Source organism: Mesorhizobium sp. B3-2-1 (assembly GCF_006439515.1).
Lineage (GTDB): Bacteria > Pseudomonadota > Alphaproteobacteria > Rhizobiales > Rhizobiaceae > Mesorhizobium.
This window is the reverse complement of sequence record NZ_VFTI01000019.1, coordinates 90,773-109,807: the sequence shown is the minus strand read 5'-3', so window position 1 is coordinate 109,807 and position 19,035 is coordinate 90,773. Positions and strand designations below refer to the sequence as shown.

21 protein-coding genes are annotated in these 19,035 nt (G+C 63.9%); 7 read left to right on the top strand and 14 right to left on the bottom strand.

Going from position 1 to position 19,035, the window contains the following annotated elements; translation table 11 throughout:
* Positions 1–96: 96 nt before the first annotated feature.
* The 12 genes from FJW08_RS20200 to FJW08_RS20145 all read right to left on the bottom strand — a co-directional run bounded on the left by FJW08_RS20200 (position 97) and on the right by FJW08_RS20145 (position 10,542).
* Positions 97–984 carry an amidohydrolase gene (locus FJW08_RS20200; protein ID WP_181182981.1) on the bottom strand — a complete coding sequence of 296 codons (888 nt, stop codon included), beginning with the start codon at positions 982–984 and terminating at the stop codon, positions 97–99.
* Positions 984–2,102 carry a VWA domain-containing protein gene (locus FJW08_RS20195; RefSeq protein ID WP_140812002.1) on the bottom strand — a complete coding sequence of 373 codons (1,119 nt, stop codon included), beginning with the start codon at positions 2,100–2,102 and terminating at the stop codon, positions 984–986. Before FJW08_RS20195 ends, FJW08_RS20200 begins: the two co-directional genes overlap by 1 nt.
* 92 nt (positions 2,103–2,194) lie before the next feature.
* On the bottom strand, positions 2,195–3,076 hold the full coding sequence (locus FJW08_RS20190; RefSeq protein WP_140812001.1) for a MoxR family ATPase: 882 nt from the start codon (positions 3,074–3,076) through the stop codon (positions 2,195–2,197).
* Positions 3,077–3,084: 8 nt separating this feature from the next.
* The gene (locus FJW08_RS33305) at positions 3,085–4,086 is read right to left on the bottom strand and encodes a molybdopterin cofactor-binding domain-containing protein (RefSeq protein WP_140812000.1); all 1,002 of its coding nucleotides are present in this window, start codon (positions 4,084–4,086) and stop codon (positions 3,085–3,087) included.
* A 1-nt stretch (position 4,087) separates the two neighbouring features.
* The gene (locus FJW08_RS33300; protein WP_140811999.1) at positions 4,088–5,455 is read right to left on the bottom strand and encodes a xanthine dehydrogenase family protein molybdopterin-binding subunit; all 1,368 of its coding nucleotides are present in this window, start codon (positions 5,453–5,455) and stop codon (positions 4,088–4,090) included.
* 11 nt (positions 5,456–5,466) lie between these two features.
* Positions 5,467–5,949, bottom strand: a complete 483-nt coding sequence (locus FJW08_RS20175) for a (2Fe-2S)-binding protein (RefSeq protein WP_140811998.1) — start codon at positions 5,947–5,949, stop codon at positions 5,467–5,469.
* A 54-nt stretch (positions 5,950–6,003) separates the two neighbouring features.
* Complete coding sequence (locus FJW08_RS20170) at positions 6,004–6,792, bottom strand: FAD binding domain-containing protein (protein WP_140811997.1); 789 nt, start codon at positions 6,790–6,792, stop codon at positions 6,004–6,006.
* Between the two features lie 11 nt (positions 6,793–6,803).
* Positions 6,804–7,247 (bottom strand): SRPBCC family protein, encoded by a 444-nt coding sequence (locus FJW08_RS20165; protein ID WP_140811996.1) that lies wholly within the window; start codon positions 7,245–7,247, stop codon positions 6,804–6,806.
* A 115-nt stretch (positions 7,248–7,362) separates the two neighbouring features.
* Positions 7,363–8,190, bottom strand: a complete 828-nt coding sequence (locus FJW08_RS20160; protein ID WP_140759109.1) for an AraC family transcriptional regulator — start codon at positions 8,188–8,190, stop codon at positions 7,363–7,365.
* Between the two features lie 175 nt (positions 8,191–8,365).
* Entirely contained in the window at positions 8,366–9,364 is a 999-nt protein-coding gene (locus FJW08_RS20155) for an ABC transporter permease (protein WP_140759107.1), read from the bottom strand.
* A gap of 52 nt (positions 9,365–9,416) precedes the next feature.
* Entirely contained in the window at positions 9,417–10,160 is a 744-nt protein-coding gene (locus FJW08_RS20150) for an ATP-binding cassette domain-containing protein (protein WP_140759106.1), read from the bottom strand.
* A 121-nt stretch (positions 10,161–10,281) separates the two neighbouring features.
* Complete coding sequence (locus FJW08_RS20145) at positions 10,282–10,542, bottom strand: hypothetical protein (RefSeq protein ID WP_140811995.1); 261 nt, start codon at positions 10,540–10,542, stop codon at positions 10,282–10,284.
* A gap of 65 nt (positions 10,543–10,607) precedes the next feature.
* Between FJW08_RS20145 and FJW08_RS20140 the strand changes: the two genes are divergently transcribed.
* Both FJW08_RS20140 and FJW08_RS20135 read left to right on the top strand, forming a co-directional pair.
* A complete protein-coding gene (locus tag FJW08_RS20140; protein WP_140811994.1) occupies positions 10,608–11,597 on the top strand; it encodes a sugar-binding protein in 990 nt (329 codons plus the stop codon).
* Positions 11,598–11,782: 185 nt separating this feature from the next.
* Entirely contained in the window at positions 11,783–12,565 is a 783-nt protein-coding gene (locus FJW08_RS20135; protein ID WP_140811993.1) for a FadR/GntR family transcriptional regulator, read from the top strand.
* 22 nt (positions 12,566–12,587) lie between these two features.
* Here the strand turns inward: FJW08_RS20135 and FJW08_RS20130 are convergent, their stop codons facing one another.
* Positions 12,588–13,526, bottom strand: coding sequence for an NAD(P)-dependent oxidoreductase (locus tag FJW08_RS20130; RefSeq protein WP_140811992.1), 939 nt, complete (start codon positions 13,524–13,526; stop codon positions 12,588–12,590).
* Between the two features lie 118 nt (positions 13,527–13,644).
* Here FJW08_RS20130 and FJW08_RS20125 point away from each other — a divergent pair, with 118 nt between their 5' ends.
* From FJW08_RS20125 to FJW08_RS20115, 3 genes are all read left to right on the top strand, one after another.
* Positions 13,645–14,541, top strand: a complete 897-nt coding sequence (locus tag FJW08_RS20125) for an NAD(P)-dependent oxidoreductase (protein ID WP_140811991.1) — start codon at positions 13,645–13,647, stop codon at positions 14,539–14,541.
* Positions 14,542–14,642: 101 nt separating this feature from the next.
* A complete protein-coding gene (locus FJW08_RS20120) occupies positions 14,643–15,419 on the top strand; it encodes a FadR/GntR family transcriptional regulator (RefSeq protein WP_140759094.1) in 777 nt (258 codons plus the stop codon).
* 161 nt (positions 15,420–15,580) lie between these two features.
* On the top strand, positions 15,581–16,024 hold the full coding sequence (locus tag FJW08_RS20115) for an SRPBCC family protein (RefSeq protein ID WP_140811990.1): 444 nt from the start codon (positions 15,581–15,583) through the stop codon (positions 16,022–16,024).
* 84 nt (positions 16,025–16,108) lie between these two features.
* Here the strand turns inward: FJW08_RS20115 and FJW08_RS20110 are convergent, their stop codons facing one another.
* The gene (locus FJW08_RS20110; RefSeq protein WP_140811989.1) at positions 16,109–16,399 is read right to left on the bottom strand and encodes a DUF3175 domain-containing protein; all 291 of its coding nucleotides are present in this window, start codon (positions 16,397–16,399) and stop codon (positions 16,109–16,111) included.
* A gap of 172 nt (positions 16,400–16,571) precedes the next feature.
* Between FJW08_RS20110 and FJW08_RS20105 the strand changes: the two genes are divergently transcribed.
* Both FJW08_RS20105 and FJW08_RS20100 read left to right on the top strand, forming a co-directional pair.
* Positions 16,572–17,801, top strand: a complete 1,230-nt coding sequence (locus FJW08_RS20105) for an MFS transporter (protein WP_140811988.1) — start codon at positions 16,572–16,574, stop codon at positions 17,799–17,801.
* Positions 17,802–17,962: 161 nt separating this feature from the next.
* Positions 17,963–18,991 carry a LacI family DNA-binding transcriptional regulator gene (locus FJW08_RS20100; RefSeq protein WP_140811987.1) on the top strand — a complete coding sequence of 343 codons (1,029 nt, stop codon included), beginning with the start codon at positions 17,963–17,965 and terminating at the stop codon, positions 18,989–18,991.
* Positions 18,992–19,035: the final 44 nt, after the last annotated feature.

Below are 19,035 nucleotides of genomic sequence, written 5' to 3'. Positions count from 1 at the left end.
CGCCCACGTCTCACTCCGCTGGAACACCCCTCAACCGTCTCGGCGCTGCGCGCCGATCCACCTTCTCCCACAAGGGAAGAAGGGAAGTGCGCGCACCTAGGCCGGCCTGTAAATTCGCTCCGCCGTGTTCCAGAAGATGTCCGCTTCGGCGGCCGCGCCATGCTTCGCCACCGCATCCCGGTGCGCCCCGATCAGTTCGGCATGGCTGGTCCACAATTTCTCGATGGGGAAATTCGAACCGAACATCAGGCGATCCGCGCCCAATATCTCGATCGCGTTGTCGACGATATAGGCGATCAGCGCCGGGTCGTTGTGGTGGGCGAAGGTGCCCAGACCGGACAGCTTGGCGTAGAAATTCGGCGCCGCCGACAGCGTGCGCAAGCCGGCCTTCCAGGCTTCGGTTGTTTCCGCGTCCGTGCCGGTCAGCATGCCGGCATGGGTGAGAATGAAATTGATTTCGGGATTTTCCCCGACCAGCTTCAGCCCGTCCTTCATCTGGGCAGGAAAGAGTTGCAGGTCGAAGGACAGGCCGTAATCCTTCAGCCGGGCGACATTGGCCCGTACCTTCGGGTCGATGACCTGATCGGCCGAGGCGGCGAAGCGGAAGGCCGGCGTCTCGTGCCAATGCAGTTGCATGCGCACGCCGCGCAGCAGCGGATATTTTTTCAAGCGGTCGATCCGGGGTCTGATATCGTCCACCGTCATGTCGGTGTAGCCGACGATGGCGTGCGGCCAGCCGGTCTCATCGGCCGTTTTCTGCAGGAAGGCGACTTCCCTCTCGAAATCCTCTTTCGCCCAGTTGGTCTGGACGTAGACAGCCTTCTCGACGCCCGAACCTTGCTGGTCGGCGAGAAACTCCTCGATCGGATAGTCGCGGCGGATCGGCTCGTAGGGGCCGAAGATGCGCGGGACCATTGGGCCGACCAGCCAGGGCTGGTCCTGCTGGCGCCAGATGTGAAAATGCGCGTCGATGGCTTTCTGCATCACGATACCCTTTTCCAGATTGTCGCTGCCGCCGGGGCAGGGCGGGCGAGCGACAGGATGAAATCGGTGAGGCTGTTCACTGACGAGCCGTCGACCAGATCGTCGAGCATTGGCAGGATTGCGCGGAGTGCCGCCGTTGCCGGCTGGAAGCGTGGGTCGCCGGCCAAAGGTGTTGCCAATGACAGCCGAAAGGCGCGGGCGCTCAGCCGGCGCATCGCGGTCTCCAGTTCGGCATGGTCGCCGCGCTCCAGCGCGTCCGAGAGGATAACGATCGCTGCACCGCGCGCGAAGGCGGAAAAACGCGGCACTGAAAGGAAGGCGAGCAGCGTCGGCCCCATGCGGGTGCCGCCGTCCCAGTCGTCGACCTGGGCGGCCGCGCGCGCCAGCGCCTGGTCCTGGTCGCGGACGCGCAACGCCGTGGTGATGCGGGTCAGACGCGTGCCGAAGGTGAAAATCTCTGCCCGGTCAGCGCCTTGCACGACTGCATGCGCCAGCTTCAAATAATCCGACGTGTGCAGTTTCATCGAGCCGGAAACGTCGATGAGGATCAGCAGCTTGCGCGGCACGGTCTGGCGGCGGCGCAACAAGGGCGAGGGGACGTCGCCATCGGCGCTGACGATTTCCCTGAGCGAGCGGCGCAGGTCGAGCTTGCCACGCGAATGGGTGCGCACCGTGCGGAACGAGCGGCGCGCAGGCAAGGCGCTCGACAGGTGGTGGCGAAAGACGGTCAGCCTGTCGCCGTCGCGCTGGAAGTCGCGGCGGCTCAACTGCTCCAGCGCCGAGGATAGCTCACCGCCTTCCTGCCGCTGCTCGGCCTCGATACGCTCGTCGTCGGCGCCGCCATCATCCTTGATACGGGTCTCTTCGTCGGCGTCGCCTTCGACCACGGCTGACGTGTTGTCGTAAAAATGGCTCTGGAAATGCACCTCGAATTCGTCGCGTCGGTCGGGCGGCGGCGCCAGTGTGGCAAGGGCTGCTTCGCGGATGTCGGCCATCGAGCGGGGGCCAAGCAAGGTTACCGCCTGCATGAAGCTGGAGACTTGTTCGGGGGCGATGGCGAAACCGTAGCGGCGCAGCAGCCGGCCGAAGCCGAGGAAGGGTGCGGCGGAACTGGGCAAGCTTTTCCGCCGCCGTTCGCGCTGCCCCTCATCCGCCCCTTCGGGGCACCTTCTCCCTGTGAACGGGGAGAAGGGATTGTCAAGGTCGCGGCTCACGCCAGCGCCTCCTCGACGATGCGGCCAAGCTCGGGCGCGATGTAGGAGAGGTCTTCCTCGTCCTTGATCAGCACGCCGATGGCGCGGCGGAAGGCTTCCGGCCACGGGCTGCCGCCTTTCTCAAGAATGGTCGCCGCGTTTGCCCATTCGACAGCTTCGGCGATGCCGGGCGGCTTGGCCAGCGGGCGGGCGCGGATGGTCTGCACGGCCGCTGCCACCGCGCGCGCGGTGCCTTCAACTACATCGCCGGCGCGCAGCATGATGATGGCCGCCTCGCGTTCGGCGTCAGGGTAGCCGATCCAGTGATAGACGCAGCGGCGGCGCAGCGCCTCGGCAAGTTCGCGGGTGCGGTTGGAGGTCAGGATGACGATTGGCTGTGCCTCGGCGCGGATGGTGCCGCGCTCGGGAATGCTGATCTGGAAGTCGGAGAGGAACTCCAGCAGCAGCGCTTCGAATTCATGGTCCGAGCGGTCGATCTCGTCGACCAGCAACACGCGCTGCTGCGGCGCCTTCAATACCTGCAGCAGCGGACGGGCAATCAGGAAGCGGTCGTCATAGATGTCGATCTCGTGCTCGCCGGCACGGCGGATGGCGAGCAGTTGGCGCTGATAGTTCCATTCGTAGAGCGCATGCGCGGCGTCGATGCCTTCGTAGCATTGCAGCCGCACCAGATCGCGACCGAGCAGTTCGGCGATCGCCTTGGCCGCTTCCGTCTTGCCGACGCCTGGCGCGCCTTCGAGCAGCAGCGGCTTGCCGAGCCGGATCGCGAGAAAGATCGCGGTGGCCAGGCTGTCATCAGCGAGATAGCGCGAGGCGGCAAGATGCTGCGCCACCGACTCCGGCGAGGTCGCGACAGTCTCGGTGTTCACCTCGGGCATTTCGGCACTCAGTTCGCTTGTGCCTTCAACGCCCGCAAAATGCGCTCCGGCGTGATCGGCAGCGTGTCGATGCGCACACCGACGGCGTCGAAGACGGCATTGGCGACCGCCGGTATTTGCGGGTTGGCGCACATCTCGCCCGGCCCCTTGGCGCCATACGGTCCGTCCGCCGACGGTCGCTCCAGCACGATGATTTCGGTCTCGGCGAGGTCGCCGGGACCGGGCATCAGATACTGGTTGAAGTCGGTGCCGCCATGGTCGCGGTTGGGATAATAGGGCTCGGTCGTTTCGTAGAGCGCATGGCTGATGCCCATCCAGGAGCCGCCGACCAGTTGCTGCTCGACCATTTTCGGGTTCAGCGCGCGGCCGATCTCGAAGACGTTCTTCACTGTCAGCACCGTCACTTCGCCGGTCTCGTCGTCGACCTCGACTTCCGCGACCGTGCAGGCATGCGCGTAGCAGGTCGAGGGCTTCATCGCGCCGGTCTCTTTCTCCGGATAGGAGCGTGGAATCAAAAACATGCCGCGGCCGGAGATCGAACGGCCGCGCTTGAAATGCGCCGACAGTGCGACATCGAAGATCGAAATCGACTTCTGCGGCGCGCCCTTGACCAGTATGTTGCCTTGGCCGTCCGTTTCGAGATCCGAGGCATTCACCTCCAGTTCCTCGGCCGCCACTTCCAGCATCACCTGGCGCGCTTCCTCGGCGGCCTGGATCACGGCATTGCCGGCGCGGTGGGTGCCGCGCGAGGCGAAGGTGCCCATGCAGTGCGGGCCGGTGTCGGTGTCGGCGGTGTCGACGACGACACGGTCGGTCGGCACGCCGATTGTTTCGGCGCAGATCTGCGCCATGATCTGCTTCATGCCCTGGCCGAGATCGACCGACGACAGCGTGACCATGAAATTGCCGGTCGGTGTCGAATGCACCAACGCCTGTGTCGGGTCGCCGCCGAGGTTCATGCCGGTGGGATAGTTGATCGCGGCGACGCCGCGTCCGCGCCTGATCGCCATCTCAAGCTCCGTTCTTGTAGGAGGACATCGCCATGTATTTCTCAGCCACCGGCCAGTTTGCGGCGCGCGAGGCTTCCTGCATGCATTCGATGAGCGCCGCACCCTCCGTCGGCTGGCGATGCGCCTTCATGTCGCCGTCGCGATAGGCGTTGATGAAACGGAATTCGAGCGGGTCCATGCCGATCAGCCGCGCCAGCTTGTCCATCTGTACCTCCAGCGCGAAGTCGCCGATGGTGACGCCGAAGCCGCGCATGGCCGACGACGGCGTGCGGTTGGTGTAGACGCAGTAGGTATCGATCCAGACATTCGGGATGGTGTAGGGGCCGGGATAATGCCCGGCGCCCTTCTGCGCGCCATAGGGCGAGTGGCGCGAGTAGGCGCCGGCATCGGTGTAGCCGGTGACTTTCCGGGCAACGATGCGGCCGTCCTTCATGACGCCGTCCTTGATGACGACTTTTTCGGCCGCGCGGGGCGAGGAGATCTGCATCTCCTCCTCACGACTGTAGACAAAACAGACCGGTCGCCCGGTTAATTTTGCGCCGAGGATGGCGATCGGCTCGACGATGACATCGACCTTGCCGCCGAAACCGCCGCCGACCGTGCCGCCGACGAAATGCAGCTTGCTGCCCGGCATCTGCAGGATGATCGATGTGTTGTCGAGGGTGAAGAACATCGCTTGCGTGTTGGTGTAGCAGGTGAAGCGGTCATTGCCCTCGGGCGCCACGACACAGCCGGTGGTCTCGGTCGGCGCGTGCTCGATGGGGGAGGACTGATAACTTTGCTCCAGGACGTGGTCGGCTTGAGCAAAGCCCGCCTCGACATCGCCGAAACGCACCTTGCGGCACGCGCCGCTGTCATAGAGGTAATAGTTCTGGCCGTGATATTCGTTGACGATGGGCGCGCCGGGCCTCAGCGCCTCCTCCATGTCGAAGACGGCCGGCAGCACCTCATAGTCGACCTTGACCTTGGCGGCGGCTTCCTGGGCGGCGCGCTCGGTTTCGGCCAGCACCGCCACGACGGCCTCGCCCCTCCAGCGCACCTTGCCGTCGGCCAGCACCGTCTCGTCCTCCGGCCCGATCTGGATCAGGATCAGAATGGTGTAGACATTGTGCGGCACATCCTTGGCCGCCAGCACCTTGACGACACCCGGATGCTTCTCCGCCTCCGAGGTGTCGATCGAGCGGATGCGGGCATGGTGGTGCGGGCTGCGCACCATCTTCAGGTGCAGCATGCCGGGGAAATTACGGTCGGCGAAAAAGGCGGTCTTGCCAGTGACGTGGCCGGGCGAATCCGAACGTGGCCGGGGCTGGCCGATCTCATGCAGACCGTCCTTGCGGACGTCGGCGAAGTAGTTCTTGCGCAGTTCCATTCTTTGGTCCCTCAGGCCGCGTTCTGCGAATTGGCGCGGCCGGCGGCGAGCACCGCCTGGATGATCGGCTCGTAGCCGGTGCAACGGCAGATGTTCCCGGACAGCGCCTCGACGACGTCCTCGCGGCTGGGATTGGGGGTGTGGTCGAGCAGCACCTTGGCGGCCATGATCATGCCCGGCGTGCAGAAGCCGCATTGCGTGGCGAATGTGTCGAGGAAAGCTCGTTGCAGCGGATGCAGCACGCCGCCCTCGGCAAGGCCCGATGTGGTGGTGATCATTGCACCGTTGCAGGTCTCGGCCAGCGTCAGGCAGGAGAGCCTCAACTCGCCGTCGATGATGACGGAGCAGGCGCCGCAGGTGCCCTGGTGGCAGCCGCCCTTCGGCGAGGTGTCGCCGATCTTGTCGCGCAAGGCGTTGAGCAGCGTCGTGCCGCTGTCGATGAATTCGGCCTTTTCAGACCCATTGAGCGTGAATTGAACCGGGACCTTTGCCATTCTTCCTCCTTGCGCGCCTGCCCCGCAGGGCAAGCGCGCGCCCCCCACGTGTGATTAGCTGAGCAGCAGCCTGCCGAGGTGGACCGGCAGGACTTCAGCGCGATACCAGGCGCTGGCGATTGGATCGGTGATGGGCGAAGTGCCGTCGCCCGCCGCTGCCAGCGCCGGTGCGATGCCATCCGGGTCGAGCATCCTACCGAGTAGCGCTTTTTCCGCTGCCTTGGCACGCATCGGCCGATCGGCCATGCAGCCGAGCGCGATCCGCGCCGAGGACACGGTCCCGTCTCCAGCCTGTTCCAGAACGATCGCGATGCTCAGCACCGAGACCCCCTTGGGCTTGACCCGCGACACTTTGAGGAAGCGGAAGCTGCCGGCCTTCGTGAAACCGACCGACGTGACGATGGCGCGGCTGTCGTCCCGTCCGGCCAGGAAGGTCTCGATGGGCGTTTCTCCGTCATCGGTGCCGATCGTTGTATCGAGCGCCAGCAGGGCGACGGCGAAATCACCATAGGGCGCCGGCGCGAACAGATTGCCGCCCACGGTCGCCATATTGCGGATCGCCGGGCCGCCGACGGCGCGGGCGGCCTTGGCAAGGGCGCCGAGTTCCGGATGGCGGGCGATCTCCGCCATGGTTGCCGAGGCGCCGATGCGGATCTTTCCGCCGCGGACCTCGATGGCCGACAGGGCCGGGTCGGTCGACCTGACAAGGCCGGAGACCGAGACGTCGCCTTCATTGGCCGCGCGGACGACGAGTGTACCCCCGCCGAGATAGCGCGTGCCGGCGGACGTCAGCGCGGCGTTCGCGTCTTTTACCGTTGCAAAAGTCTGCAGCGCCAGCGCCATTGCCCGCTCCTTCAGCTCTGGCCGGCGAAATGGTTCTTCAATGCATTGAAGCCGCCTTGAAAAACATTGGCGCCCATGCCTTCGGCCAGCTTGTCGGCTTCCTCGGGGGCAGCGTCGAAGCTGGCGGTCCATTCGGCATAGGTGCGGTCGCCGTCGGTGACGCGCCTGAGCTGCAGCGTCGCCTTGTGGTTGGTGAGCGGCTGCGGCGTTTCCAGGATGGAATAGCTGACCAGGAAATTGTCATCCGAAAAGTCGACCAGTTTTTCGCGCAGGCGGGCGCCGCTGGCCAACTGGAAGTTGCGCACGCAGCCGATCGTGGTTGCGTCTTTGCCGTCCTCGATATGGCTCTCCACCATGCGTGGGTGCCAGCCCGGCAGCCCATTGAAGTCGCGTATGCGCGCCCAGACCTTTTCGACCGGCGCGTCGATGACGCTGGAGATGGTGACTTTCGCCATGAAATGTTCCCTTCCGAATGATCGTTGCGGCAAGGGTAAGGCGCTTGATTGGGCAGCGCTTATCAATGCGTCTCGGGCGTGTATCAACCAGTCTGAAAAACAGACGGCCGCCCGGTCAGGCCGTCGCCCGCGCGGCCTCGCGGTAGAGCGTCGGCGGCACGCCGACATGATCGCGGAAGAAGCGCGAGAAATTACCCTGCGTGGTGAATCCGAGGTTGCAGGCGACCGAGATGAGCGGCTCCCGCGACCATTGCAACTGCCGCACCGCTTCCTCCATGCGCAGCGTGTTCCAGTAGACGTTGGGCGTCAGACTGGTCTGTTCCTTGAACAGAGCGAAGAAATGCGGCCTGGACAGGCCAACGGCGCGGGCGACATCGTCGAACGAGATGCGCTCGCAGACATTGGCCTTCATCAGCTGGATCGCCTTGCGGACGCGGAAATCCTGCATCGTGTTTATGCGGCCGCGCGCCTCCCGGGGCGCCGAGGCGTCGGCGGCGTCGAGCACCGAGTCGATGAAGCGCTCGATCTCGTAATTGGCGATATCGTCGACGCTTTCATTGTCGGTGAGATGGTCGAGCAGGCTGGCGGCGGCCTGGTGCAGCCATGGCTCGAGCGCGATCGCCGCCTGTGAGAATAGCGGGGCGCTGGACGGCAGGTCGCGGCGCCGGCGCGCCCAGTCCGGGTCGATGTAGAAGGCCAGGAACAGGCCCGGCCTGCCGTCCTGGGACAGGACGTGGCTGTGCGGCTGCAGCGAGTTGATGCCGGCGGCGATGCCCGGGCCGAGGCGGACCGTCTCACGGCCTATGGTCATTTCGCCGGCGGTGCCTTCGAGCCAGATGATCAGATGTGCCTCGACATGGGCATGGGTGACGAAGTCGCTCGCGACATTCAGGACAGAAACATGTCCGAACCGGCCCCAGTAGAGCCTGATCGCTTCCGTCATGGGTATATCCTCCCGCAAGCGACTGGCCTCCCTTCGCCTGCAGGGGGATTGTGCGGCTGGTTTTCGGTATCCGTCAAGGCATCGGCTGTTGGCCAGTACCAACGGCGGTCGGCTTCAGCCGATTTTCAGACTGAGCGATAGCAACGAGAACGAATAGCGCTCCGACGACGCGCTCTCAGTCGCTGCGCCTGAAATTGCGGATGCGGTCGAACAGAACCGCCAGCAAGATGGCACCGCCGATGAAGGTGCCTTGCCAGAAGGCGTTGATGCCAAGCAGGCCGAGGCTGTTGCGGATCACCTCGATGAGGGCAGCACCAACGATGGCGCCAAAGGCGGTGCCGATACCGCCGGCGAGGTTGGCGCCGCCGATGACGGTGGCGGCTATCACCTGCAGTTCCATGCCGTTGCCGAGATTGGTGGTGACGGCGCCGAGCCAGCCTGTCTCGATGATGCCGGCAATGCCGGCTGACAGCGCCGAGATCATGTAGACGGCGACCTTGATCTGGCGCACCGGGACGCCGGTCAGCGTCGCCGCGTGCTCGTTGCCGCCAATAGCGAAGATATGGCGGCCGAACTTTGTCCAGCGCAGGATGAAACCGGTGATCAGGGCCAGCAGGATCATGTAGAGCACCGGATTGGCGATGCCGAACAGCCAGGCGCCTCCGCCGAGCGCCAGAAGCTTGTCGTGGTCCGGCCCGAACTGGAAGACGACGGTGTTGTTGGAGGCGACCATGGCAAGGCTGCGGGCGATCGACAGCATGCCGAGCGTGACCACGAAGGGCGGAAAGCCCAGATAGGCGATAAAAACGCCATTGAAGGCGCCGATGACGAGCGCGGTGGCGATCGAGGCCAGAATGCCGATCTCGATCGAAAAGCCGGCATGCATGGTGACGGCCAGCACCATCGAGCACAGGCACAGTACCGAGCCGACCGACAGGTCGATGCCGCCGGTGATGATGACGAAGGTCATGCCGAGCGCGACGATGGCGACGAAGGTGATGTTGCGGGTGATGTTGTAGAGGTTCTTCGAGGTGGCGAAGGCGTCGGTGGCGAAGGACAGGAAAATACAGGCTAGGATGACGGCGATCACCACCCAGAAGGTCTGGCTGGAGAACAGGCGCGACAGGAAGCTGTGCTGCTTCTGCGCGATCGTCTGGTCAAGGGTGACTGCCATTATAGACCTTTCCTGCGCTGCCCACGCGCGGTGAAATCCGGGTTCGCCATTCTCATGCCACCTGCTCGATGGCGCCGGTGATCAGCCCGGTAACCTCCTCGGGCGAACTCAACGCGATCGCCTTGTCGGCGACCTTCCTGCCGCGCCGCATGACGATGACGCGGTCAGCGACGTCGAAGACGTCGGGCATGCGGTGGCTGATCAGTACAACGGCGATGCCCTGGTCGCGCAGATGACGGATGAGGTTCAACACTTCGGCGACCTGCCGGACCGAGATTGCCGCCGTCGGCTCGTCCATCAGCACGATCTTGGCCTGCGACAGCATGGTACGGGCTATCGCCACCGCCTGACGCTGGCCGCCCGACATCTGCTTAACGAGGTCGCGCGGGCGGGTCTCGGATTTCAACTCGGCGAAGATCTGGCCGGCGCGCTTGTACATCGAGGCATAGTCGAGGATGCGGAACGGGCCGACACCGCGGCGCAGTTCGCGGCCGAGATAGACATTGGCCGCCGCCGTCAGATTGTTGCAGAGCGCCAGGTCCTGGTGGACGATCTCGATGCCGTGCTGGCGCGCCTCGACCGGCTTGTGCAGGATCAGTTCCTTGTCGTCCATCCGCATCGTGCCATGGCTCGGCCGGAAATTGCCAGCTATCATCTTGACCAGCGTCGACTTGCCGGCGCCATTGTCGCCCATCAGGCCGACGACCTGGCCCGGTTCGATCGACAGCGACACGTCGTTGACAGCCTGGATGGCGCCAAAATGCTTCGAGATGTTGGTGAGTTCGAGAACCGCCACCAGTCTTTGCCTCCCATGTTTGGCTCATCCGCCCGCGGACAGGCGACGGCTTCCATTGGCTTTTCCCCAGCTCCTCCCGGGGACAGCGATGCCGTCATTTACGCGAACGGCGTCGCGGGCGTCAATTGTCGAACAGGCAATTGTCAGACGAATAGTGCCGTGCTGTTTTTGAAAAATCCGTTTTGTAGGACAAATAGCATTGACGTTGGCGGCAAGCCGATATTAGTTGAGCGTCGGAGGAAGACGTGCCGGCTTTGACGACGCCATCGGCGCTACCGGTACAAAGGTTTTGGCGATCTTGCCGGTGTCGTCGCTGAACTGGTCGCATCTGAAAATGCTTATCGGCCTTGCCGGATTGAATGAGCGCACGCGTTTCAGTCATCTGGCATCCTGGCTGGTTTGTGTGGCGGGCACGCCGTGTCCGTCTGTTTCCAAGGGAGGACTGACATGAGGAAAACAGTATTGCTCGCCGCCGTCGCCGCCATGGCGTTGGGCGCCGGGCCGGCTTTGGCCAAGAAGCAACTCGTCATCGTGGTGAAAGGTCTCGACAATCCATTCTTCGAAGCCATTCACCAGGGCTGCGAAAAATGGAACAAGGAAAACGCCAGCTCGGAATATGAATGCTTCTACACCGGCCCGGCCTCGACTTCCGACGAGGCCGGCGAGGCGCAGATCGTGCAGGATATGCTGAGCAAGGCCGACACGGTGGCGATGGCGATCTCGCCGTCCAACGCACCGCTGATCGCGCAGACGATCAAGAGCGCCAATCCGTCGATCCCGATCATGACCGTCGACGCCGACCTCGCCAAGGAAGACGCGGCACTGCGCAAGACCTATCTCGGCACCGACAACTATCTGATGGGCAAGAAGATCGGCGAGTACATCAAGAAGGCCAAGCCGAATGGTGGCACGATCTGCACCATCGAGGGCAATCCCGCTGCGGACAACATCCTGCGTCGCGCGCAAGGCATGCGCGACGCGCTGACGGGCAAGGACGGCCTCACGGCACTTGCCGGCGAAGGCGGCTGGACGGAAGTCGCCGGCTGCCCGGTGTTCACCAATGACGACGGCGCCAAGGGCGTTCAGGCGATGACCGACATCCTCGCCGCCAACCCCAAGCTCGATGCGTTCGGCATCATGGGCGGCTGGCCGCTGTTCGGCGCGCCGCAGCCCTATCGCGATCTGGTCGGACCGCTGAAGGACCGGCTGGCCAAGAACGACTTCGTCATCGGCGCCGCCGACACGATCGGCGACGAGGTGGCGATCGCCAGGGATGGCCTTGTCACCGCGCTGGTCGGCCAGCGGCCCTTCGAAATGGGCTACAAGGCGCCATCGGTGATGATCGACCTGATCGAAGGCAAGAAAGTCGACGATCCGGTGTTCACCGGTCTCGACGAATGCACCAAGGACACGGTCGACACCTGCATCCAGAAGTAGGCCGCGATTTCGGGGCGCTCGCCAACGAGCGCCCCGTTTCCTCCAATTCTTCAACAGGACGCCTTGGTTGGGGCAACGGGCTCCGGCTTTGACGCGTCCGTGGTTTGGATTTTCGGCAACGGATCGGTGCGCCGCGCGGGTTTAGATCAATGCGGGTGACGGGCGGCCGACCTATTGGAACGTGGATGCCGGACGAGAAGGCAAAAAGAAAAGCCGGCCGGGCCAAGGCGCAAGCCAGTCGCGACCCAGCAGCCGTGCGTAGGGCGGAAGCGGCGCACTTTGCCGGGTCCAGCGTCCATGCCTCGCTCGCCAGCGAGATTGGCCTCAGGATCGTGCGCGGCGACTATCCGCCTGGCAGCATCCTGCCCAACGAAGCCAAATGGGCCGAAACCTTCAATGTCAGCCGTTCGGCGGTGCGCGAGGCGATCAAGATGCTGATGGCCAAGAGCCTTTTGGCGTCGCGCCCCAAGATCGGCAGCTGGGTCGAGCCCAAGGAGCGCTGGAACCTGCTCGACCGCGACGTGCTGGCCTGGTACGCGACCGCGCCGGATCGCGAGGCGTTTCTGCGCACGGTTCAGGAGTTCCGCCACATCATCGAACCGGAGGCGTCCGCCTTCGCCGCCATGCGGCGCAGCGACGAGCAGATGGCCGAGATCAGCCTGGCTTGCCGCGAGATGGGCGAGGCGGCCAACCTGCCCGAGCGCATCCGTGCCGACACGCGCTTTCACCTGGCCATCCTGCGGGCCTCGGGCAACGACCTTCTGGTACCGCTCGGCGTGCTGATCGAATCGGCGCTCGACCATCTCTTCGTCTTCACCACGCGCCAGGTCGGCGATCAGCGGCGGGCACAGAAACTGCACGAGGCGATCGAAAAGAGCATCCGCCTGCAGCGGCCAGCCGCGGCGCGTAGCGCCGTGCACAAGCTGCTCGCCGACACCGATGAGGGGATCGGAAGGGGCCGGCGGTAAGGGCCCGCCGGCGGTTCGGGCCTCAGATCGTCTGCTTCTTGCCATCCTTCATCGGCATCAGGTCGACACCATTCACTTTGGCGATGTGCGTGGCCAGCATCGGCACGAACTGCTCGGCCGGACCGGTTGCGTGGGCGCCGGCGAAGGAGTTCTTGGTGGCGTTGCCGAGCGGGTTGGCGATGCCGGCCGCACCCGCCATCGATTCCAGATAGGTCAGGTCCTTGAAGGCGTTGGCGATGGTGAATTTGTGGGCGTCGCGATCACCTTCCAGCGTCCAGCGCATGAAGGTCTGGTAGAAGCCGCAATCCATGCGGCCATTGCGGATGACGCTGTCGAAACGCGGCGGCGAGATGCCGACCTTCTCCGCCAGTGCCAATGCCTCGGAATAGATCGCGGCATAACCCAGCGAAATGAAATTGTTGAGCAGCTTCATGCGGTGGCCATCGCCGGTGTCACCGATATGGACGATGCGGCCGGCCCAGGTATCGATCACCGGCTTGACCCTGGCGAAGACGGCGTCGGGCGCGCCGACCATGGCGTCGAGCGTGCCTTCCCAGGCTTCCTTCGGGGTGCGGCTGAGCGGCGCATCGACATAATCGACGCCAAGCGCGTTGAGTTCTGCCGCGAGCGACACCGTCGAGACCGGATCGGAGGTCGAGCAGTCGACGACGACCGAACCGTTCTTCAAACCCTCCTTGAGCCCGCCGGGGCCGCGAATGATGGCCTCCACCTCGCGCGAGCCGGTGACGCAAATGAAGATGATATCGGATGCCGCCGCCACGTCGCGGGAGGTCGACGCCTCATGAGCGCCCCGGCCGAGAAGATCCGCCGCCGGTTTGCGGTTCTTGCGGCCGAGAAATGTCAGGGAATACCCCTTGTCGACGATGTTCTTGGCGATGCCGTGACCCATCAGGCCAAGGCCGACAAAGCCGATCTTCTCGCTGCTGGCGGTCGTGTTCATGCTGTCTGTCCTGTCTGTGATTATCGATAATGTCGCCGCCGTTTTAGCCATATACGGTTGCAGAAAGCAATATTGTCTGACAATACACGTCAATCCCAGGACTTTCGTGGAGACCAGAATGACGAAGCGGATCATGTTCACCGGCGGCAGCGGCAAGGCTGGACGCCACGTCGTGCAATATCTGGTGGAGCAGGGCTGCCAGGTGCTCAACATCGACACCAGGCCGCTCGACAATCCCAAGGTGCGCACGCTGATCACCGACATCACCGACAGCGGCCAGGTGTTCAACGCGCTGTCGAGCTATATGGGGCTGCACGAATTCGATCCGTCGCTGCGGCCGCAGCCGGTCGACGCCGTGGTGCATTTCGCCGCCATTCCACGCATCATGATCACGCCCGACAACGAGGTGTTCCGCATCAACGCGATGGGCACCTACAATGTCATCGAGGCCGCGGTGAAGCTCGGCATCCGCAAGGTGATCATCGCTTCCAGCGAGACGACCTACGGCCTAGTGTTCGCCAACGAGCCGCGCGACCCCACGCATTTCCCGCTCGACGAGGAGTATGACGTCGATCCGATGGACAGCTATGCGCTGTCCAAGATCGTCAACGAGAAGACGGCGCGCGCTTTCGCGCAGCGCAATGGCACGGACATCTATGCCTTGCGCATCGGCAATGTCATCGAGCCGCACGAGTATTCGCTGTTTCCGAAATGGTTCGCCGATCCGGGCTTTCGCAAACGGATCGCCTGGAGCTACATCGACGCGCGCGACCTTGGCCAGATCACGCAGCGCGCCATCGAGAAAGATGGGCTGGGCTACCAGGCGTTCAACGCCGCCAATGACGACACCTCGTCCGATCTGCCGACGGCCGAACTCCTGAAGCGGTTTTATCCCGGCGTGCCGGTCAAGGGCGAACTCGGCGAATACGAGACGCTGCTGTCGAACCGCAAGGCGCGCGACATGCTCGGCTTCCGGCCCGAGCATAGCTGGCGCAAATACGTCAAGACCGCCTGAGCGTGGTCGAATCGCGGCTGGGTTGTGCATAGAAGCCGGCTTTGCGGCCCAACGCCTGCACCGCGCTTGACAGCTTCCGTAAACCGGCCTTTCTGGAGCCCATGCGGGACGCGAGACCGAACAAGGAAAAATCGCCCAAAAAGGCTGTAGCTGTCGAGCGCCCGGTCGGTGTTCGCCGGCCCGACGCGGCGCGCATTCCCGGCTCCAGCGTGCATACGTCGCTGGCGAGCGAGATTGGTCTGCGGATCGTGCGCGGCGACTATCCGCCCGGCACCATCCTGCCCAATGAAGCCAAATGGTCGGAGACCTTCAGCGTCAGCCGGTCGGCGGTGCGCGAGGCGATCAAGATGCTGATGGCCAAGAGCCTGTTGGCATCGCGCCCCAAGATCGGCAGTTGGGTCGAACCGAAGGAACGTTGGAACCTGCTCGACCGCGATGTGCTTGCCTGGTACGCGACGTCGCCCGACCGCGAGGTGTTCCTGAGGACGGTGCAGGAATTTCGCCACATCATCGAGCCGGAAGCGACGGCCTTCGCCGCCATGCGGCGGACCGACGAGCAGATGGCCGAGATCAGCCAAGCCTGCCGCGAGATGGGCGAGGCGAAAAGTCTGCAGGAACGGACCCGCGCCGACACCCGCTTCCACCTCGCCATCCTGCGTGCCTCCGGCAACGACCTACTGGTCCCGCTCGGCGTGCTGATCGAATCCGCCTTCGATCATTTGTTCACCTACACGACCCGGGAACTCGACGATTTGCAGCTCGCCCAGAAGATGCATGAGGCAATCGAAAAGAATATCCGCCTGCAACGGCCCGATGCGGCGCGCAATGCCGTGCGCAAGCTGCTGGCCAATACCGACAACGTCATCCGTTCGCGGTAGGATTCACCGATAAGCCATTCGGCACGCGGGTGTTTCCGTCTTGCAGGCCGTCGAAGCAATTCAGGCCGGCACCGCCAAAAAATTCGAGAGCTAGTGTCGGATCGGCTGTGTGGCACCCGTCCTTGGGGTGTCGAACGGGAAACCAGCAAGGAGAATTTGACATGCCCAGCACCGTACGTCTGCACCGCGTTCTGACCACCAGCCCGGAGAAGGTCTACCGCGCGTTCCTCGAGGCCGACGCGCTTGCCAAATGGCTTCCGCCGAACGGCTTCACCTGCACGGTTCATCAATTCGAGGGCAAGGTCGGCGGCACGTTCAAAATGTCGTTCCGCAATTTTACCACCGGCGACAGCCACTCGTTCGGCGGTGAGTATGTCGAGCTCGTTGCGGGCGAACTCCTGCGCTACACCGACAGGTTCGACGATCCCAACCTGCCCGGCGAGATCGAGGTGACGGTGACGTTGAAGAAAGTGTCCGTGGGCACCGAAGTGAACATCACCCAGGCCGGCATCCCGGACGTCATTCCCGCGGAAGCCTGCTATCTCGGCTGGCAGGAATCGCTACGGAACCTGGCCAAGCTCGTCGAACCCGAGATCAAACAATAGGACGCCGACCGGCTGGACAACCGGCACGTTCCTCACCTCGTTTTGAAGGGCTGAGGAAGCAACTCGAGGAGCCATGGGGGGCGGCTAATCCTCCTTTGGACGCCCGAATGCGGCGCGCAGTTCGTCCTTGGCGTCTTCGAGGATCTTCTTGCGCGCCGCGGGCAGGTTTTTTCCGGCCCTGTTGATGTAGAAATTCAGCATCGACATGGCGGACTGGAAGGGTTCGGCCTTGCGACGGTGGCTGTGTTCGGCCGAACGCTTGAGCGAGGCGGCGATCTTCTTGGCGTCGTCGGATTCGAAGACGTGGTCCTCGAGATCCATCGCATTGCTGTGCTCGGTCACCTCGGCCGACCATTTCTGCTTGGTGGCGGTCATGGCTGGACTCCTTTGCGGTGTTGCTAATCGGAAACTCCAGATATCGGCGTCGGTTCCCGCATTCGTGTCGGCCTGGAGCCACGGATTTGCCTGCTGTGGTGCTGCCGTGCGCCGAGATTGCGTCGATAGTGGTCAAAACAGCAGCGATTGAGACCGCCGACAGGAAACGCCTTTGACGCGAATCGACTTGAGCCGGGCCGGTCCCGGTATCGACAGTTCCTACGCCTGGATGCGCCTTGCCATCTCGATGCTGCTGGCGACGATCGGTGCGGTCGGCATGTGGGCCGTTGTCGTGGTGCTGCCGGCGGTACAGGCCGAGTTCGGCGTCGACCGCGCCGCGGCATCCATGCCCTACACCGCGACCATGGTGGGCTTCGCCGCCGGCAATGTGCTGGTCGGCCGCGCCATCGACCGCATGGGCTATTGGATCCCGGCGCTGTTCTCCTCGATCGCGCTCTCCGCCGGTCTCGTGCTCGCCGCGCTGTCGACATCGATCCTGCAATTCACCCTTGCCCAGGGGGTGCTGATCGGTGTCGGCACATCGGTGATCTTTGGGCCGCTGATCGCCGATATCTCGCACTGGTTCAATCGCCGCCGCGGCGTCGCCGTCACGGCGGCGGCGGCCGGCAACTACCTTGCCGGAGCGATCTGGCCCACGATCATGCCGACGCTGATCAAGGCAGAAGGCTGGCGCTTCACCTATGCGGGCATCGGCGTCTTCTGCCTCGTCACCATGGTGCCGCTTGTGCTGTTGCTGCGTCGCGGCGCTCCGGAAGCGACGGCCGCCGGCTCGCCCGGAAGCCGGCCGGTGCAGCCGATTCCAATGTCGCCGGCGGCAATGCAGGTCCTGCTGGTCGTCGCGGGACTGGGCTGCTGCGTGGCGATGTCGATGCCCCAAGTGCACATCGTCGCCTACTGCATGGATCTTGGCTACGGCATCGCGCATGGCGCCGACATGCTGTCCATCATGATGGCGGCGGGAGTCGTCAGCCGGCTTGCGTCCGGCTTTGTCGCCGACCGCATCGGCGGCGTCAAAACCTTGCTTATCGGCTCCGTGCTGCAATGCCTGTCATTGCTGTTCTATATCCCGTTCGACCGGCTCGCCTCGCTCTATGTCGTGTCGCTGGTCTTCGGTCTGTCGCAGGGCGGTATCGTGCCTTGCTATGCGATCATCGTGCGCGAATATCTGCCCGCCAAGGAGGCCGGCCAGCGCATCGGCATCGTGATGATGGCGACGATTTTCGGCATGGCGATCGGCGGCTGGATGTCGGGCTGGATCTACGACCTGACCGGCTCCTACGCCGCCGCGTTCCTGAACGGCATCGCCTGGAATCTGTTGAACATACTGGCGATCGGGTTGTTCATGTGGAAGGCGAGGCACAGAGCTGTCGCGGCCGCCTGAGGCGAAGGTCTGGCACAGCCACTCGGTGGCTCGGCTTGACAACAGGCAGTCACTGCGCGACGCCAAGGCGGATGGGTGCGGCAACAGGCCGGTGAGATGGCGACAGCTGGAAAGATCGCATTGGGCGCGCGGTTCGATGGCCATGCGCATGGGCCAAGGCCTTGATCAAGCCGCGCTCGCGCCGGGGCGGTGGCCGCCCAACCCTATCGGATGTGGCACACAAGGCCGGCGTCGGCGCCATCACCGTTTCCCGCGCGCTGCGCGAGCCGGAACGCGTTTCCAAGGAGTTGCGCCGCCAGATCATGGCCGCCGTCGAAGAGCTTGGCTATGTGCCGGATCCCAACGCACGCGCATTGGCCTCGGCGCGCGCCGAGGTGTTCGGTGTGCTGGTGCCCTCGCTGACCAACAATGTCTTCGCGGAGGTGGTGCGCGGCATTTATGACAGCCTGTCGGACAGCCCGTTCCGCATCCAGCTCGGCAACACGCATTATTCCGGGCTGGAGGAGGAGCGTCTGCTGCAGCTGTTTGGCTCCCAGCGGCCGGCAGCGCTGATCGTCGCCGGCATCGACCAGACGCCCACCTCGCGAAAACTGTTGGAGAATGCCGGTTGCCCGGTGGTCCAGGTGATGGAGACCGGGCCCGATCCCGTGGACATGATGGTCGGCTTTTCGCATCTCGACGGCGGCAGGACCGCGACCGAGCACCTGATCGAGGCGGGGTATCGCCGGATCGGTTTCATCGGTGCGCGCATGGACCCGCGCTCGCAGCGGCGCCTTGCTGGTTACCGGGTGGCGATGGAGAAGGCCGGGCTGCTAGACCCGCGCCTGATTACCACCACGCCGGTGCTTTCCAGCGTGTCGCTTGGCCGCGAACTGTTCCGCGATGCCCTTGCCAAGATGCCGACGCTCGACGGCGTGTTCTGCAACAACGACGACATCGCGCTCGGTGTGCTGTTCGAATGCCATCGCGCTTCGATCGACGTGCCGAAGACCATCGGCATTGTCGGCTTCAACGATCTCGACATGATGCAGGTGGCTTTTCCCTCGATCACCAGTGTCCGCACCCATCGCTACGAAATCGGCAGGCGCGCGGTGGCCATGGCGCTGGCGGCAATTGGCGGCAACAGGCCAGAGCATCGGGTCGTAGACCTCGGTTTCGAGCTGAAGCAGCGCGAGAGCACGGCACGTTGAAACATTTTAGAACCTGCTGAAATCAGCCTTTACAGACATTCTTG

Coding starts and splice junctions, on each gene's coding strand:
- FJW08_RS20200 (WP_181182981.1), bottom strand. CDS start 984: ATGCAGAAAGCCATCGACGCGCATTTTCACATCTGGCGCCAGCAGGAC.
- FJW08_RS20190 (WP_140812001.1), bottom strand. CDS start 3,076: ATGCCCGAGGTGAACACCGAGACTGTCGCGACCTCGCCGGAGTCGGTG.
- FJW08_RS33305 (WP_140812000.1), bottom strand. CDS start 4,086: ATGGCGATCAGGCGCGGACGCGGCGTCGCCGCGATCAACTATCCCACC.
- FJW08_RS33300 (WP_140811999.1), bottom strand. CDS start 5,455: ATGGAACTGCGCAAGAACTACTTCGCCGACGTCCGCAAGGACGGTCTG.
- FJW08_RS20175 (WP_140811998.1), bottom strand. CDS start 5,949: ATGGCAAAGGTCCCGGTTCAATTCACGCTCAATGGGTCTGAAAAGGCC.
- FJW08_RS20170 (WP_140811997.1), bottom strand. CDS start 6,792: ATGGCGCTGGCGCTGCAGACTTTTGCAACGGTAAAAGACGCGAACGCC.
- FJW08_RS20165 (WP_140811996.1), bottom strand. CDS start 7,247: ATGGCGAAAGTCACCATCTCCAGCGTCATCGACGCGCCGGTCGAAAAG.
- FJW08_RS20160 (WP_140759109.1), bottom strand. CDS start 8,190: ATGACGGAAGCGATCAGGCTCTACTGGGGCCGGTTCGGACATGTTTCT.
- FJW08_RS20155 (WP_140759107.1), bottom strand. CDS start 9,364: ATGGCAGTCACCCTTGACCAGACGATCGCGCAGAAGCAGCACAGCTTC.
- FJW08_RS20145 (WP_140811995.1), bottom strand. CDS start 10,542: ATGACTGAAACGCGTGCGCTCATTCAATCCGGCAAGGCCGATAAGCAT.
- FJW08_RS20140 (WP_140811994.1), top strand. CDS start 10,608: ATGAGGAAAACAGTATTGCTCGCCGCCGTCGCCGCCATGGCGTTGGGC.
- FJW08_RS20135 (WP_140811993.1), top strand. CDS start 11,783: ATGCCGGACGAGAAGGCAAAAAGAAAAGCCGGCCGGGCCAAGGCGCAA.
- FJW08_RS20130 (WP_140811992.1), bottom strand. CDS start 13,526: ATGAACACGACCGCCAGCAGCGAGAAGATCGGCTTTGTCGGCCTTGGC.
- FJW08_RS20125 (WP_140811991.1), top strand. CDS start 13,645: ATGACGAAGCGGATCATGTTCACCGGCGGCAGCGGCAAGGCTGGACGC.
- FJW08_RS20120 (WP_140759094.1), top strand. CDS start 14,643: ATGCGGGACGCGAGACCGAACAAGGAAAAATCGCCCAAAAAGGCTGTA.
- FJW08_RS20115 (WP_140811990.1), top strand. CDS start 15,581: ATGCCCAGCACCGTACGTCTGCACCGCGTTCTGACCACCAGCCCGGAG.
- FJW08_RS20110 (WP_140811989.1), bottom strand. CDS start 16,399: ATGACCGCCACCAAGCAGAAATGGTCGGCCGAGGTGACCGAGCACAGC.